General features: G+C 37.9%; 16 protein-coding genes. 4 read left to right on the plus strand and 12 right to left on the minus strand.

From position 1 onward, the window contains the following. The first annotated feature begins 61 nt into the window (after nt 1-61). Complete coding sequence (mltB, locus tag BQ4443_RS02680; protein WP_071057968.1) at nt 62-1,171, plus strand: lytic murein transglycosylase B; 1,110 nt, start codon at nt 62-64, stop codon at nt 1,169-1,171. A gap of 291 nt (nt 1,172-1,462) precedes the next feature. Here the strand turns inward: mltB and BQ4443_RS02685 are convergent, their stop codons facing one another. Genes BQ4443_RS02685 through orn form a run of 6 tightly spaced genes read right to left on the minus strand, consistent with a single transcriptional unit; the run spans nt 1,463 to nt 7,142 of the window. Further along, nucleotides 1,463-2,665, minus strand: coding sequence for an MFS transporter (locus tag BQ4443_RS02685; RefSeq protein WP_071057969.1), 1,203 nt, complete (start codon nt 2,663-2,665; stop codon nt 1,463-1,465). Between the two features lie 59 nt (nt 2,666-2,724). After that, the gene (pgsA, locus tag BQ4443_RS02690; protein WP_023948797.1) at nt 2,725-3,297 is read right to left on the minus strand and encodes a CDP-diacylglycerol--glycerol-3-phosphate 3-phosphatidyltransferase; all 573 of its coding nucleotides are present in this window, start codon (nt 3,295-3,297) and stop codon (nt 2,725-2,727) included. A 13-nt stretch (nt 3,298-3,310) separates the two neighbouring features. Beyond that, nucleotides 3,311-5,134 (minus strand): excinuclease ABC subunit UvrC, encoded by a 1,824-nt coding sequence (gene uvrC / locus BQ4443_RS02695; protein ID WP_071057970.1) that lies wholly within the window; start codon nt 5,132-5,134, stop codon nt 3,311-3,313. Further along, nucleotides 5,097-6,140, minus strand: a complete 1,044-nt coding sequence (gene nagZ, locus BQ4443_RS02700) for a beta-N-acetylhexosaminidase (protein ID WP_031273933.1) — start codon at nt 6,138-6,140, stop codon at nt 5,097-5,099. Before nagZ ends, uvrC begins: the two co-directional genes overlap by 38 nt. A gap of 8 nt (nt 6,141-6,148) precedes the next feature. Next, nucleotides 6,149-6,571, minus strand: coding sequence for a holo-ACP synthase (acpS, locus tag BQ4443_RS02705; RefSeq protein WP_071057971.1), 423 nt, complete (start codon nt 6,569-6,571; stop codon nt 6,149-6,151). Between the two features lie 22 nt (nt 6,572-6,593). Further along, nucleotides 6,594-7,142, minus strand: coding sequence for an oligoribonuclease (gene orn, locus BQ4443_RS02710; protein ID WP_023948800.1), 549 nt, complete (start codon nt 7,140-7,142; stop codon nt 6,594-6,596). 58 nt (nt 7,143-7,200) lie between these two features. Between orn and BQ4443_RS02715 the strand changes: the two genes are divergently transcribed. Both BQ4443_RS02715 and rsgA read left to right on the plus strand, forming a co-directional pair. Beyond that, on the plus strand, nt 7,201-8,466 hold the full coding sequence (locus tag BQ4443_RS02715) for a M48 family metallopeptidase (RefSeq protein WP_023948801.1): 1,266 nt from the start codon (nt 7,201-7,203) through the stop codon (nt 8,464-8,466). Further along, nucleotides 8,466-9,356 carry a ribosome small subunit-dependent GTPase A gene (rsgA, locus tag BQ4443_RS02720; RefSeq protein ID WP_031273936.1) on the plus strand — a complete coding sequence of 297 codons (891 nt, stop codon included), beginning with the start codon at nt 8,466-8,468 and terminating at the stop codon, nt 9,354-9,356. Before BQ4443_RS02715 ends, rsgA begins: the two co-directional genes overlap by 1 nt. 15 nt (nt 9,357-9,371) lie before the next feature. Here rsgA and BQ4443_RS02725 read toward each other — a convergent pair whose 3' ends face one another. After that, nucleotides 9,372-10,085: a CoA pyrophosphatase gene (locus tag BQ4443_RS02725; protein ID WP_083331832.1), complete on the minus strand. Its 714-nt coding sequence runs from the start codon at nt 10,083-10,085 to the stop codon at nt 9,372-9,374. 132 nt (nt 10,086-10,217) lie between these two features. After that, entirely contained in the window at nt 10,218-10,592 is a 375-nt protein-coding gene (gene rplS, locus BQ4443_RS02730) for a 50S ribosomal protein L19 (protein WP_023948751.1), read from the minus strand. A gap of 442 nt (nt 10,593-11,034) precedes the next feature. Here rplS and BQ4443_RS02735 point away from each other — a divergent pair, with 442 nt between their 5' ends. Continuing rightward, entirely contained in the window at nt 11,035-11,292 is a 258-nt protein-coding gene (locus tag BQ4443_RS02735) for a hypothetical protein (RefSeq protein WP_023948752.1), read from the plus strand. 252 nt (nt 11,293-11,544) lie between these two features. On the opposite strand, the gene BQ4443_RS02740 is transcribed toward BQ4443_RS02735, so the two are convergent. The 4 genes from BQ4443_RS02740 to BQ4443_RS02755 form a co-directional block, all read right to left on the minus strand. Then, nucleotides 11,545-13,341, minus strand: coding sequence for an acyl-CoA dehydrogenase (locus tag BQ4443_RS02740; protein ID WP_071057972.1), 1,797 nt, complete (start codon nt 13,339-13,341; stop codon nt 11,545-11,547). Nucleotides 13,342-13,539: 198 nt separating this feature from the next. Beyond that, nucleotides 13,540-13,920 carry a DUF192 domain-containing protein gene (locus BQ4443_RS02745; protein ID WP_023948756.1) on the minus strand — a complete coding sequence of 127 codons (381 nt, stop codon included), beginning with the start codon at nt 13,918-13,920 and terminating at the stop codon, nt 13,540-13,542. A gap of 65 nt (nt 13,921-13,985) precedes the next feature. Beyond that, nucleotides 13,986-14,870 carry a type II secretion system F family protein gene (locus tag BQ4443_RS02750; protein ID WP_023948758.1) on the minus strand — a complete coding sequence of 295 codons (885 nt, stop codon included), beginning with the start codon at nt 14,868-14,870 and terminating at the stop codon, nt 13,986-13,988. Nucleotides 14,871-14,901: 31 nt separating this feature from the next. Next, the gene (locus BQ4443_RS02755; protein WP_023948760.1) at nt 14,902-15,738 is read right to left on the minus strand and encodes a type II secretion system F family protein; all 837 of its coding nucleotides are present in this window, start codon (nt 15,736-15,738) and stop codon (nt 14,902-14,904) included. Nucleotides 15,739-15,766: the final 28 nt, after the last annotated feature.

The following is a 15,766-nucleotide window of genomic DNA, read 5'->3' on the forward strand; positions in this document are numbered from 1 at the left end:
ATTATCAAATTTGCTTCTGGTAAACTAACAGGAACATTTAAGGATTTTAAGGAATAAGAATATGAAAAAAACAGCTCATTTTGCTCTTTTAGTATTATCGTCATTATTATTAAGTGCTTGTGCTTCTCAAACTTCATCTCCTGATATCGATAATAGAGATTCAACCCCTCCCGCAAAAACAGGCTGGCAAGTCGAAAATTCAACCTTAAGTAGCGACAAAGCAACTTTTATCAAACAAGTCTCTAATCGCTACAATATTCCTAAATCCTTTGTCGAGGATATGCTTGCTCGTGCTCAAATCAATAACCGTGCCATTGCCTTAATGAGCCCTAAAAAGACCTCTTCCATCAAACGACACTGGCCAACTTATCGAAATCGCTTTGTTGAGCCAATTCGGATACGTAAAGGAACAGCCTTCTGGCACAACAATCAAAGCACATTAGCTGCCGCTGAAAAACACTATGGTGTTCCAGCCGCAATTATTGCTGGTATCATTGGCGTTGAAACTGTCTATGGTGAACAAATGGGCAATTTCAGTGTATTAGATGCCTTATATAGCTTAGGTTTTTATCACCCTGATCCATCTCGCCCAGAAAAAGCACAGATGTTCCGTAACCAATTAGCCGCCTTAATTGAACTTACCCACAAAGGTAAATTCGATGGGTTTAGCGCATTAGGTTCTTTTGCTGGGGCGTCAGGCCTAGGGCAGTTTATGCCAATTAGCATTCTTCATTATGGCGTAGATGCAGATAAAGATGGTAAAGTTGATTTACGTAATAGTACAAAAGATGCTATTTACTCTGTCGCCAATTTCCTATCTCAACATGGATGGCAAGCCAATATGCCCGTCTTTGCTCCAGCTCGCTTACCCTCCTCTCCAGCTCGATTGGTCAATGGAGGCTTAGAACCGAGTATGAGCTGGCAAGAATTACAAAACCAAGGAGCTACAACATCTGCTCAAGGTCAGGCATGGCAACATGGAAAAAACTTAGGGGTCATTGATTTAAAAGATGAGGTAAATGGCAATACAGAGTATCGTATAGCAACCCAAAACTTCTTTGTTATTACTAAATATAACCGTAGTTATTTTTATGCAGCTTCTGTAGCTGATTTAGCCTCCGTACTTGCACGCCAACAAATCTCTCAAGGGAAAATGATTACTCTGCCATAAATTAGGCTCTTTCAAACTTCTGCTAAACCATTAAAACAAAAAGTCTTATTAATAACTATTAATAAGACTTTTTGACTATCTATCCTGCCTTGTTGTACCAAAGACAAATACTACAAGCGTCCATGTTAACCAAAACAAGACCAGACTTTATCAGCTAAGTTAATCATTAGACTTGGTTCTGTGTACATCAAGAAGATACCCACTAAAATGAGTAGCAGCAAAATTATTAATACAGATCGTATGACCATTTATACCTCCTCACAGCCTTTCACCCTATGTTAAAACGATAGTTTAAGCAGCTGCTCTTTTAATAGGACCTTCATTCATTGGAACATGTACTAGTGCCGAAACCACGCTCAAGCCAATAGCAATATACCAAACCAAATCATAACTGCCATATTTATCATATAAATAGCCACCTAACCAAACACCAAAAAAGGCTCCTACTTGATGACTAAAAAAGACGCATCCACTTAGCATAGAGAAATGTCGAATGCCAAAAACCTGAGCAACAATAGCATTAGTGGCAGGTACCGTTGAAAGCCATAATACCCCCATCACAGCAGCGAATAGATATACACTTATCGCACTTAATGGCGCACTAATGAAAATAATAATCACAATGGCTCGTAACGTATATATCCCCATCAACAAGAAACGCTTTTGATATTTTTGTCCTAATACGCCTACCGCATAAGTACCAAAAATATTGAATAAACCAATCAGTGCTAAGGCTATACTGCCTACGTGTGGAGGCAAGCCAAAGTCTTTAATATAAGATGGCAAATGCACACCAATAAAGACCACTTGGAAGCCACAGGTAAAATAGCCCAGTACTAATAAAATAAAACTAGGGTATGTAAATGCTTCTTGTAAAGCATGTAGAATACTTTGCTCCGTTTGGTGTCCAACAATCTCTCTTGAAGGCTCTCTTAGCCCCATCCCTAGAACAATAATCAGCAAGCTTAATATGGCACAAATCACCAAGGCATTTTGCCAATTAAACCAATCAATTAACACATTTTCTACGGGCACCATGAAAAACTGCCCAAATGAACCCGCTGCAGCAATAATCCCCATCGCCCATGAGCGTTTATCAGAACTAACATTACGCCCCAATACACCATAGACAATAGCATAAGTCGTGCCTGCTTGTGCTAAACCAATCAATAAACCTGTAGTCAGAAGAAAACTAATTGGCTGGGTACTATACGCCATACCCAATAAGCCTAAACAATAAGCCAATGCACCAATACAAAGTACTTTATAAGCCCCAAACCTGTCGGCCATCATGCCCATAAAAATACCCAGAAACCCCCAACTAAGATTTTGGAACGCAATCGCAAAAGAAAAGGTTTCTCTAGACCAGCCGTTGGCTGTGATAATGGGAAGCTGCCATAATCCAAACCCATGGCGAATCCCCATTGAAAGAGTCACAATCAACGAACCACAGATGAGTAATTGTTTTAAAGGAATTTGTGCTGTTTTTTCCATATTGTTCTGTCTCTTAAGTATTTTTTATACGCAGGCATACGTAGATTTTATTGAGTGACTCACTCTTGATGTTTAATGATTGGCCAAGCTTTGTATAAGTAATAACACATAGACCAAATTGTCAATACGGCAGCGACATAAATTAAGATTTCACCTAATACCAAACTATCTATCTCAAAAATAGGTTGCGCAAACATCAATAAAGGAATAGCTGTCATCTGTGCAGCAGTTTTAAATTTACCTAACCAATGTACTGCCACACTACCTCTGGCACCAATTGTCGCCATCCATTCACGTAACGCTGTAATAGTAATTTCTCGACCAATAATAATCAGTACAATAAATGAATCAACACGATTTAAATCCAATAAAATCAATAGTGCAGCACAAACCATTAATTTATCAGCGACAGGGTCAAGAAAGGCTCCAAATGACGTTGTTTGGTTCCAACGGCGAGCCAACCAGCCATCCAACCAATCTGTTAATGCAGCAAAAATAAAGGCTATTGCACCTATCGTATCCCTATTATGAATCCCCATCCAATCTGTAGGCAAATAATATAAAGCAACCACTAGGGGAATCATACCGATTCGCATCCATGTTAACGCTAAAGGAATATTCCATTTCTTCATTTTAATCACTTAATTACCTTAACGATTCATAAATTTTTTCTGCTAATTGTTGAGAAATACCATCAACTGATTTTAAATCTTCAATACTAGCATTGACTACACCATTAAATCCACCAAAACGCGCTAATAATTTTTGTCGTCGTTTTGCACCAACACCCTCTATCTGTTCCAACCTTGAGACATTACGCTGTTTAGCTCGTTTAGCACGCATTCCTGTTACAGCAAAACGGTGAGCTTCATCCCTAATATGAGCAATTAGCATCAATGCTGCCGAACCTATACCTAAGGTTAGTTGTTTACGACCATCCACAAAATTCAATGTTTCTAACCCAACTTTTCTGCCTTCACCTTTGGTAACACCAATTATTTTACTCATATCTAGACCATATTCTTCAAAAACTTGTCTAGCAACATCAATCTGCCCCTTCCCTCCGTCAATAAGCACCAGATCAGGCATTAATTCTTGGTTCTCTCCTACTTTAGCGTATCGACGTTCTAACGCCTGTCTCATTGCGGCATAATCATCACCTGGTGTAATACCATTGATATTAAATCGTCTATAGCGAGATGATTGCATATCATGATGCTGATAAACGACACAGGAAGCCTGCGTTGCTTCTCCCGAGCTATGACTAATGTCAAAACATTCAATCCATAACTGATTTAAGGCATCAGGATCCTGAGGTAAATCTAATAGCTCGGCTAAAGCTAATGTTCTAGACTCTTTAGAACTAGTATCAGATAGAATCCTAGCTAATGCTAGGCTCGCATTTTGTTGCGCCAACTCTAACCATATTTTTTGCTTTTCATTAGGGCGTTGTATAAGTTTTACTTTTCGTTGTTGCTGCTCCATTAATAGACTTAATAGGCTATTATCTACAAGTGGATGAGATAAGAGCAACTGATCAGGCAATTGATTTTCTAAATAATGAGCAGCGATAAAAGCACTGAGAATATCTTCTGCTTGATCACCATTTACCTGTGTAGGAAAAACAGCTTTATCCCCTAGGTGTCGCCCACCTCGTACCATGGCTAAATTGATACAGCATTTCCCCTCGGCAAATTCAATCACAATAATATCAACATCTACTTGAGCAGTTAATTCCATTGATTGACTATGCATAACAGTTGCCAAAGACTGCATTTGATCTCGAAAAACAGCCGCCTGCTCAAAAGCTAACTCATCTGATGCTTTTAGCATTTTTGTCTCTATTTGTTTAATCACATCACTAGCTTGTCCCTCTAAAAACTGGACAGCATGCTGAATATCCTCAGCATAATCTTCTTTAGAGATAAGTCCTACACATGGTGCAGTACAACGATTAATTTGATACTGTAAACAAGGTCTGGAGCGATTGCTGTAGACACTATCCTCACAGGTACGTAGACGAAAGACTTTTTGTAGAATCTGAATGGAATCCCTCACCGCATAGGAGTTCGGAAAAGGACCAAAGAACTTACCCGGTTTATTTGTAGAGCCACGATAATATGCCATCCTTGGAAAATCATGTGCAGTAAACATCAAATAGGGATAAGACTTATCATCCCTAAATAAAATATTGTATTTAGGGTGTAAACTCTTGATTAAATTATTTTCCAGAATAAGTGCTTCTGCTTCAGATCGTGTCACCGTCACATCAGTGTGGTCAACTCTAGCCACCATATGAGCAATACGGGGGCTTAAATTGGTTTTCTGAAAATACGAAGAAACCCGTTTTTTTAAATCACGGGCTTTCCCCACATACAGAACCTCACCATCCGCTGAAATATGCCGATAAACACCTGGCAAATGAGGTAACTCAGCTAGAAAAGATTTGAGTTTGGAAGGATCTTGCATACTGATACCGAGAATTCTTTTGTAATTTATCCCAAGAACTAAATTTCTTCTCAGGAATAAGGCGTAATAATCTCCTTACCGATAGAGGATTCACCTTAACATCTAATTCTGCCAGCAATTGGTCAGCTAAATCAGGACGGTTACATACCAATACCATATCACAACCTGCGGTTAAAGCGGCTTTTGCTCTATCGGTAATATTACCTGCAACGCTAGCCCCTTCCATGGTTAAATCGTCAGAAAAAATCATACCTTGATAATTTAAACGTTCACGTAGAATATCCTGAATCCAAACCTTAGAAAAACCAGCATTTTTTGCATCCACTTTGGGATAAATAACATGAGCAGGCATAATGGCTGGTAATAGCATATCACCTAACCACTCAAATGGCATCACATCCTCTTGGAGAATAGTTTCCAAATCACGCTCATCAACAGGAATATCAATATGTGAGTCAACATCAATAAAACCATGACCGGGGAAGTGCTTTCCACATGCTGCCATACCCGCTAATGACATTCCCTGAATGACAGCTCTTGCCAACATAGCCACAACCTTAGGGTCTCTGTGGAAAGAACGTGTCCCAATCACAGTACTGACGCCATAATCCAAATCCAATACAGGGGCAAACGTAAAATCAACACCACAAGATCGTAGTTCAGCAGCCAAAATATAGCCGATTTCTGTGGACACTCTCATCGCCCATAAAGGATTACGATTCCAATATTCCCCTAATAATTGCATAGACGGTAAATGAGTAAATCCTTTATCCTTAAAGCGTTGCACACGCCCACCCTCATGATCAACTGCAATTAATAAAGGCCCTGAACGTGCTTTTTTTATCTGTTTTGTTAGGTGGCGTAATTGCTCAGGATTTTCATAGTTACGTGAAAAAAGAATTACACCGCCCACCAACGGATGTTTTAATCGCTTTTTCTCTTCCTTAGTTAACTGAGTTCCTTGTACATCAATTAATACTGGTCCTGGTTGTAATTTTTTCATCATCCCCCCTATTATGCTGATTTACTTTCCACAATCACAAAAGCCATCACAATATCCGCTTCATCCGTCAACGACACATGAGCAACTCCGAAACGTTCTTCATACCACGATTTGAGTGGCTCTGATAAGACAACAATAGGTTTGCCACTTGGTGCATTTAATACTTGCATACCTGACCAATACATGGGCATATGCATCCCTAAACCAATAGCTTTCGAAAAAGCTTCTTTTGCTGCAAACCGTGTAGCCAGAAACCGTAACCCTCGCTGAAAGTCTCGACTAGAACGAGAAAAAAATTTCTCTAACTCTTGTTCACCAAGAATACGCCTAGGAAACCTCTCTCCAAACCGAGAGTATACTTTTTGGATATGATTAAGATATAAAATATCTGTTCCTATGCCAGCAATGGCTTTGTTCTTAACAAAAGCATCCATTATGTATAAAAATCACTAATCACTATATCGTTTTAATAAAGTGTTCGCGATAATATTTCAATTCATCAATAGATTCATGAATATCTGCCAACGCTTCATGCTTACTTTTCTTTTGGAAACCTTTATATACATCAGGTGCCCAACGCTTCGCTAATTCCTTAAACGTACTCACATCTACAGTACGATAATGTAAATATGCCTCTAATTTAGGCATATATTTATACATAAACCGTCTATCCTGACTGACAGAATTACCGCATAAAGGAGCTGTTTTTTCAGGAACATATTGTTTTAAAAACATCAACAGCTCTTCTTCTGCTTGTTGTTCAGTCATTGTGGATGATTTTACTTTAGCGGTTAATCCAGAACGACCATGTGTTCCTGTATTCCAACTATCCATACCATTTAGGACTTCATCGCTCTGATGTATCACGAAAACGGGCGCTTCGGCTACAATAGTCAAATCGGGTTCAGTCACAATAACGGCAACTTCAAGAATTTTTTCTTTTTCAGGGTCTAGTCCACTCATTTCCATATCGAGCCAAACTAAACGTTGATTATTATTTGCCATAAACTACTATTCCTTGTTAAATTTTTATTATTTTCGCACATAGTTTGAGTTTAAAGCGATGTCTATTACAAGTTTTACGATTATTTTTATTATCTTATTATTAATTCAAACCATCACACAATTGTGGTTATCATTTCGCCAAGTTCGATACGTGAGTTTGAATCAAGACAAAGTCCCCGCTGAATTCCAAGAAACGATTAGTCTACAAAGCCATCAGCGTGCAGCAAAATATACGATAGCGAGACAACGTTTGCGTATGTGGGAAATCCTACTTGAGGCTGTGGTATTAATTGGTTTTACCTTATTTGGTGGATTAACTTGGCTAAATTCATTCTTAGCAGAAATGATTTCATCTCCTATTTGGTATCAAGTCGCTCTGGTTATTGCCGTATTTGCGATTAGTAGCCTATTAAGTTTACCATTTAGTCTTTACAATACATTTGTATTGGAAGAGTCGTTTGGTTTTAATCGCATGACGGTTAAATTATTTATTGCTGACTTTATTAAAAGCACTCTATTAGGCTTAATAATCGGGATTCCGCTGTTATATGGTTTGTTTGTTTTTTTAGATAATTTCTATACACCATACTGGTGGATTTGGGTGTGGGCTGCCTTTTCCGTTTTAAGTTTATTACTCATGTTTATTGTGCCAAAATTTATTATGCCACTTTTTAATAAATTTACGCCATTAGATAATCCTGACATTCAACAACGTATCAACCATTTAGCACAACGTACTGATTTTGGATTAGATGGTCTTTATGTCATGGATGGCTCTAAGCGTTCAGCACATGGTAATGCCTACTTTACAGGTTTTGGTAAACATCGTCGAATTGTGTTTTTTGATACCTTATTGAATAAGCTAACTCCTCCAGAAATTGAAGCAGTCTTAGCTCATGAACTTGGACACTTTAAACATAAACATATCATCAAGCGTATTATTCTCAGTTTTACCATGAGTTTTATCTTCTTTGCAGTATTAGGCTATTTAATTGATAAAACCTGGTTCTATGCTGGATTGGGAGTATTCCCTGGCATTAGTCAACCTATTTTTGGTATTGCACTGGTATTATTTAGTTTAATCTTACCTGTTTTTACCTTTTTATATACGCCAATAAGCAGCTTCTTCTCTCGCAAAGATGAATTTGAGGCAGATCGTTTTGCTGTTAAACAAACTAATGCAGATAATTTAGTTTCAGCATTAGTGAAACTTTATAATGACAATGCTTCTACCTTAACTCCAGATCCTCTACATTCTATGTTTTATGATAGCCATCCCCCTGCTAGTATTCGTATTCAACATTTAAAGGCTGCTAATACATGATGCAATCGGGTAGAGTCATTACCGCTTTTGGGCGGCATTTTACGGTTAAACTGCAAGACGGTACAACAAGGCACAGTTACGCCAAGGGTAAAAAAACAGGTATCTGTGTAGGCGACTATGTGCACGTTGAGTTAATCGGACAAGATGAAGCAAGAATTGTTGATATTTTAGAGCGCAAAAACCTTCTTTATCGTTCAGATGAAATGCGCTCAAAGCAATTTGCTGCGAATGTAGATATTCTATTTATTGTCGTGGCTGTAGAGCCTAATTTTTCTGAAGACTTGTTAGGCAGAGCTTTAGTTGGTGCATGGAGCGCACAGATTAAGCCCATCATTATTTTGAATAAAATTGACTTAAGCTCTAATTATCAAGCAGCCAAAGATCGTTTAAAAACCTATCTTGATTTAGGCATTGAATTGATTGAGGTAAGCACATTAAATCCTTTAGATTTAAAAGAAAAATTATTACCCATTTTACAAGATCATACTTCCCTTTTACTTGGTCAAAGTGCTATGGGAAAATCTAGCATTCTTAATGTACTGGTACCTGCCGCACAAGCTCACACACAAGAATACTCAGTCGCTTTGGGAACAGGTAAACATACTACGACCACAACAACCCTGTATGAATTGCCTGAGATTAACGCAAATCTCATTGACTCGCCAGGCTTTCAAAGTTTTGGATTAAAACATTTGCAGCTCAATGAAGTGATTGCGGGCTTTCCTGAATTTACCCCTTATTTAGATCAATGTCGCTTCTATAATTGTCAGCACTTACATGAGCCTGGTTGTGGTGTACTTAAGGCACTAGCAGAGCATAAAATTGCTGCCGAAAGACATGCACTATATGAACGCATCCTGTTGGAATGTACCGCACCTGAACGTTATTAAGAAGATATTTATTGATTATAGACGAGCCAATTTATAATAAAAATTCCGGATGACTGCTGCCGTAGCCCCCCAGATAAAATAATCATGATAAGGAATGGAAAAATACTGCTTTAACGGAGAGCTTGCATCTGTTTCACGGATATGGTGCAAGTAATGATTGCTTGGATTGAGTACAAATGATAAAGGAACGGTAAATACCTCCTCAACCTCATTTCTGTTAATACTTAACTGATACCCATCCTGCAAAATACCTACAAATGGTTTCATCACAAAACCAGTCCCGGTAAAAAAATCAGGTAATGCGCCAAGAACCTGTATAAACTGCGACTCTACACCTATTTCTTCTAATGTTTCACGAAGTGCTGCCTGTTCAGCCGAGGCATCCTCCTGATCCACTCGCCCCCCCGGAAAACTAATTTGTCCACTGTGTTTTTTAAGATGCAAAGAACGGCGTGTTAATAATAATTCTAATCCGTGAGTTGTTTGAATTAAAGGAACTAATGTAGCCGCTTCAATATAAGGCTTTTGTTGATGAATAGCCAGTTTTTCTTTATGCCACGTTGCTATTACTGGATCAGCATACTCACTAATAGGGTACTGTAAGCTCTGTTGAATAAAGGGTAAACTTATCTTCTCCGTATCTAATGCTGTTAATCCTTTGTCTGCACGTTCACGTGATTGCTCCAATGGATTAAAGTTAGGATTACCATATTTAATATTGTTATCCACAGAATCCTCTTATATAAAAATTTACCACAAATATTTCTCTTTATTATAGTTGAATTATAGGATGGCTAGCAAAGACAAAAAAGGCATCTACAATAACTTGCAGATGCCTTTTAGTAACTACTCTATCTAGAATTAATCAGCTTTACGAGCAGATAATTTTTCTTTAATACGAGCAGCTTTACCAGAACGATTACGTAAGTAGTAAAGTTTTGCACGACGTACAGCACCACGACGTTTAACTTCGATAGAAGCAATTTGTGGTGAGTATAATTGGAATGTACGCTCTACTGCTTCACCTGAAGAAATTTTACGCACGATAAATGCAGAGTTTAAACCACGATTACGTTTTGCAATAACCACACCTTCATAAGCCTGTTGGCGTTTACGGTTACCCTCAACAACGTTTACATTAACTACTACAGTATCACCAGGAGCAAAGTCAACGACTTCTTTTCCACCTGTTAAGCGAGCAATTTCTTCTTGCTCTAGAGTTTGGATTAAATTCATTTCTTATCCTTAAGACCATCATTCGCAACCCTAACATTGAGATAAGACAAGTCTTATCACTGTATTTCCCAAAATACAGTAGTTGCCAGAGGATGGGTAAGCCAATAATTTTAAAAGAATTCTAGTTTTAATTCAAGTAACTAGCCTAATGAGAGAGAAAATATGGCTAATTTTTAGATAGGGCAACACTTTTAGGTAAAAAAACCACAATCCTAAAAAAGCATAAAAAAAGCTTGCAAAATATACTGTATAAATGTACAGTATTATTCATCAGCAACATACAGTTCTGATAATCAGGTTTAGGGTCCTGATTTCCATCTGTCAACAATGAGCATTACTGTTGGCAGATGGTCCTCCTCTCGTACATATGAGATACATTGCATATATGAATAGTACGTTACGGAGTTGTTTTTACCGTTTTCTTATTATAGAGGGAATTTCTATGAAAGCCAACCATAACAATAATTCAGCCCCTGTGAATGCTCAATACAGATTGATCAAAAGTGATCGTGAGAGCTACTCTACTCGACTAGCCCAAGACTGGACCTATACAGAACAGGTTCAGCCACGTGGACTTCGTCATGATTTACGTCAAATGAGCCAATCGCTCTCCTCTAATGTAGGCAATGGTCTTATGATGTTATTGTGGATTAGTATTATTCCTTCCATTAGTCTTTTCGGTACCTTAGCTGGCTATTAATCACTAGACATTAACTTTATCGTTGAGCACGAGAATACGTCAGTTATACCACAATGTCTGAACATTGATTGCTAGCTATTGTTTTTATACTTGCACTAGTCATAACAGCATAGCATGCCAGTGCATCATATTTGCTAATACAAGCTCTGCTCTGGCATCACCTCTACCTTAATACCCTCTAATTCTAATAGAGGGTATTAAGGACGCGAACTAAACTTATTTGCCAATACGTACCCGTTGATAAGCCACTCTTTAGTCTCTAATAACCATCTGAGGCACATAGCGACTAGCTTTAATCGTTTCGCTTAAACCAGTCACTCTTGGTAGGACTTGTGTCATATAGAATAAGGCTAACTGTTGTTTTTCCTTATTAAATGGTGTTCCTTTATCTTGACTAACCAGTGCTGCCTTAGCAAAATGCCAAGCAGAATGTACATATCCTGCTAACATTAAGAAAGGTACACTCACAGCATAAGCTTCACGCAACTGATCGTGCACTGCATAATCAAGAATAGTTTCGATGGCAGACTGATACGCAGTGATAGCATTAGAAAAATAGTCTGCCATCTGTTTAGCATGCTGAACAGATGATTGTTGTAATTCCTCACGTGTTTTCTTCATTTCAGCGACAAAATAGAGAGCCACTTCCCCATTATCTCTCAAAGTTTTACGGCCTATAAAATCATTTGCCTGAATCGCTGTTGTTCCCTCATAAATAGGTAAAATACGTGCATCTCTATAATACTGAGCAGCACCAGTTTCCTCAATAAACCCCATGCCTCCATGCACTTGCACACCCAATGAGGTGACTTCCAGAGACATTTCTGTCGAAAAACCTTTCACAATAGGTACTAAATATTCTTGGATTTTTTTATTATGACCTCTAACAGTATCATCTGTATGATGTGTTGATAAATCATGAGCTGTCGCTGCATACAGAGCAATAGCACGCGCCCCTTGTGTCAGTGATTGCATTGTTTGTAGCATTCTTTGTACATCTGGATGATGAATAATAGGCACAGGACCTGCTTGACGGTCTGTTTGTCTATCTATAGAACTTCCTTGTAAACGCTCTTTAGCATAGGCTAGAGCTTGTTGGGATGCTCGTTCAGATACAGCAATACCTTGAATTCCTACATTAAATCTAGCCTCATTCATCATGATAAACATATAAGAAAGACCAGCATTCTCTTCACCTACTAAATAAGCAACAGCACCCTCTCCTACCTCACCTTTATTATCCCCAAAGACAAGTACAGCTGTAGGACTAGCATGAATACCTAGCTTATGCTCAATAGATGTACAAAAAACATCATTCCGTTTACCTAAAGAACCATCTTCATTCACTAAGAATTTTGGCACGACAAATAATGAGATACCCTTTACTCCCTTTGGTGCATCTGGTGTACGGGCTAATACCAAGTGAATGATATTTTCAGACATATCATGTTCACCATAAGTAATAAATATTTTTTGACCAAAAAGACGGTAAGTTCCATCCTCCTGTCTAATAGCTTTACTATTTACTAACGCCAAATCAGAACCTGCCTGAGGCTCCGTTAAATTCATAGTACCAGTCCAGCGACCATCTAATAAGGGAGGAATAAATAGATTTTTTTGTTGTTCTGATCCCGCTTGACGGATAGCTTCTACACAACCATCTGTCAGCATTGGGCATAAGCCAAACGACATATTAGCAGCATGCAAATTTTCAGAGGTAGCCGCTGCAATCAACTTAGGAAAACCCTGCCCACCATATTCAACTTCATGTTGCAACGCTTGCCAGCCACTTTCCGTATAAGCTTTAAAAGCATCTTTAAAACCTGTTGGCGACTTCACCTCACCATTAGACCACTGGGCATGTTCCATATCGCCCACTTTATTGAGTGGTGCTAATTGCTCTTCCACAAACTTAGCATTTTCCTCTAAAACAGCAGGGACGATATCATCCGTTATCTCCTCAAAGCCTGGCAAAACCTGAATCTGTTTTAGCAAGCCCATTTCAAATAAATTAAACTGAATATCGTCTAATGCTGCTTTAAAGCTCATTTTTACACCTATAACAATACGAAAATAAATATGCTGTACAAGACTTTGTGTCCTTATACATGATTTGTTTGCAATAAATAACTTATCATCTACAGTATAAGAAAAAATACTTACTCTCATACTGAACCAATAAATTATTAGGGTTATTACCATATTCAGTAGTTTAAATACCATTAACTAGATATGAAAAAACTTTTCTCATTTAATAACTAAATGACAATGAAAAAACGCGTAAATATTCATCTGTAATGATTGCATAAATGGACTATTGATTATGTCTTGCGGATTATTATCTAACTCGTTTGTTATAGGTGCTATTTCAATCACGATATTAGCCTGAGCACAATACGCCCATGACCAAGGTTTTAACCGAGGAATAATCTGAATAATTTTGCCCTCTTTATCACAAAAAATAACAGTAATAGGCATATGCATAAAAAAAGTATGCACGCCTTTACACTGGGGAAAACAAATTCCCTCATCATGTTCTAAGTGCTTGACACCAATCAAGCCTTTTAAACGGGACCAGAATGATGTCGCCATGCTTAAGCGTAATTGACTTGGTTTATGCCCCTTCATACTTATTCCTAGCTATCCACTAATCTTCTCAGTTCACAGCACTAAATAATCTGGCTAAAATCTCTTTATTCAAACATACCGATACGCGATACATAAGTCACTACATAATGAATAAGAACGATAAATGTACAAGGAAATATAAAAATAACCAGTGGAAATAACATTTTTACTGGCGCCTCGGTCGCCTTTTTTTCTGCCCTAAAAAATCGTTCTTGTCTAAATTGTTCTGATTGTGCTCTTAATGTTGGACCGATACTCATTCCCAAGGATTCCGCTTGTGTCATACTAGCCACCCATTGATTGACTTCTGCTAAACCCATTCTTTTCGCCAATTCTTTTAATGCATCAGCTCGATTACTACCTGTCCTCATTAAATTTAATGCATGACTTAACTCACGTTTTAGTGGACCAGTTACCAAAGACTGCGTAGCGACTATTAACGCACTGTGCAAATTCATACCAGATTCTACACATAAGGTCGTCATATCTAACAAAAAAGGAAAATCTTTCAGTAGCAATCGTTGGCGTTGACGTAAAACCCTCTTCAAATGCATAAGCGGTAAATATGCGCCGATTAAACTTATCAATAAAATGACAAACATGAATAGCCACCACTGCGATAAAACTCCTACCAATACCCATCCTAAAAACAATGGCACACACAGAGAAAATAGCACTTGTAACCCCACAATATCATGCAGCGAGATTTCTTCCTCCAGACCAGCTTGTTGCAATAATAAAGACAGGCGTTTTTGATATTTCCATGAACAAAAAGGTAAGGCAATAAGGCTAAATTTATTGACCCATGGCCAACACCATCTATATCGTTGAAAATAGGGAGAAACAACGAGAGGTATAGCATGCTGTTGAATCCCAGGACTTAGCATCAAATAAAATCCAATACATAATGACACACCAGCTAAAAGCATACTTAATAATAGCCACATCATTGCCCCACCTTTCAGAAAATTTGTACGACAACTAAATATCAATGGCAGTAATCTTGCGTATAAACAAATAACCACAAACTTCTAATATAACCACCACAACCAACATCACTAAACCACTCGTACTAGTGAATAATCTATGTAACCCCTGTTCTTGCCCTATATTTAGCACCAATAGTAAAAAAATAGGTAATGCAATCATAACGTTGGCTTGCATTTTTCCCTGACTCGTTAAGGCCTGAATTTTTTCTTCAATTTGCTTAATAGAGCGCAGTGTCATCGCCACTCGCTCAAGTACTTCAGAAAGATTACCTCCTGTCTGTGAGGCTACTTTTAGAGAAGAAATAACCATTTGATTCGCATTTGTCGGAATACGTCTGAGTAAATTATCCATCGCTTCATCAAAACTCAATCCTAATCGTTGCTCATGAAGAGCCAAACCAAACTCTTGTGATAATGGTGCTGGTGCCTCTTGAATCAATATCTTCAACGCACTTTGCATCCCGATACCAGACTTTAGAGCCGATGAAAGTGATAACAACATATCTGGAAGCTGATCATCATAGCGCTTAATTCGTCTTTTTTTTAATTGATGAAAAAAAATAGGCGGTAAAATTAAACTTATTAGGGCACAGACTATCGCAATAAAGATATTTAAAGTAAACATCCATGTCAGCAAACCAATTGTTATAGCAAACAGTACTACGACTAGCCACAACTGTAGTGGATCAATAAAAATAAAGATATCTTGTAAACCATATTTGGCTGTTCCTTTAAAATGCTGCTCATAATCCCTAATGGCCTTATTAAATGCTTTTAAAAACAGAAAAAATACCAAACTTAAACAAATTGCTGTAGATAAAATAATCATTTTTGCTCCTCCTATCTTATTTTTTATC

The sequence above is a fragment of the Pelistega sp. MC2 genome, from assembly GCF_900099475.1.
Lineage (GTDB): Bacteria > Pseudomonadota > Gammaproteobacteria > Burkholderiales > Burkholderiaceae_B > Taylorella > Taylorella indica.

Bases quoted from the DNA above. Each gene is read 5' to 3' on its own strand.
- mltB (WP_071057968.1), top strand. From the start codon at position 62: ATGAAAAAAACAGCTCATTTTGCTCTTTTAGTATTATCGTCATTATTA.
- BQ4443_RS02685 (WP_071057969.1), bottom strand. From the start codon at position 2,665: ATGGAAAAAACAGCACAAATTCCTTTAAAACAATTACTCATCTGTGGT.
- pgsA (WP_023948797.1), bottom strand. From the start codon at position 3,297: ATGAAGAAATGGAATATTCCTTTAGCGTTAACATGGATGCGAATCGGT.
- uvrC (WP_071057970.1), bottom strand. From the start codon at position 5,134: ATGCAAGATCCTTCCAAACTCAAATCTTTTCTAGCTGAGTTACCTCAT.
- nagZ (WP_031273933.1), bottom strand. From the start codon at position 6,140: ATGATGAAAAAATTACAACCAGGACCAGTATTAATTGATGTACAAGGA.
- acpS (WP_071057971.1), bottom strand. From the start codon at position 6,571: ATGGATGCTTTTGTTAAGAACAAAGCCATTGCTGGCATAGGAACAGAT.
- orn (WP_023948800.1), bottom strand. From the start codon at position 7,142: ATGGCAAATAATAATCAACGTTTAGTTTGGCTCGATATGGAAATGAGT.
- BQ4443_RS02715 (WP_023948801.1), top strand. From the start codon at position 7,201: ATGTCTATTACAAGTTTTACGATTATTTTTATTATCTTATTATTAATT.
- rsgA (WP_031273936.1), top strand. From the start codon at position 8,466: ATGCAATCGGGTAGAGTCATTACCGCTTTTGGGCGGCATTTTACGGTT.
- rplS (WP_023948751.1), bottom strand. From the start codon at position 10,592: ATGAATTTAATCCAAACTCTAGAGCAAGAAGAAATTGCTCGCTTAACA.
- BQ4443_RS02735 (WP_023948752.1), top strand. From the start codon at position 11,035: ATGAAAGCCAACCATAACAATAATTCAGCCCCTGTGAATGCTCAATAC.
- BQ4443_RS02740 (WP_071057972.1), bottom strand. From the start codon at position 13,341: ATGAGCTTTAAAGCAGCATTAGACGATATTCAGTTTAATTTATTTGAA.
- BQ4443_RS02745 (WP_023948756.1), bottom strand. From the start codon at position 13,920: ATGAAGGGGCATAAACCAAGTCAATTACGCTTAAGCATGGCGACATCA.
- BQ4443_RS02750 (WP_023948758.1), bottom strand. From the start codon at position 14,870: ATGATGTGGCTATTATTAAGTATGCTTTTAGCTGGTGTGTCATTATGT.
- BQ4443_RS02755 (WP_023948760.1), bottom strand. From the start codon at position 15,738: ATGATTATTTTATCTACAGCAATTTGTTTAAGTTTGGTATTTTTTCTG.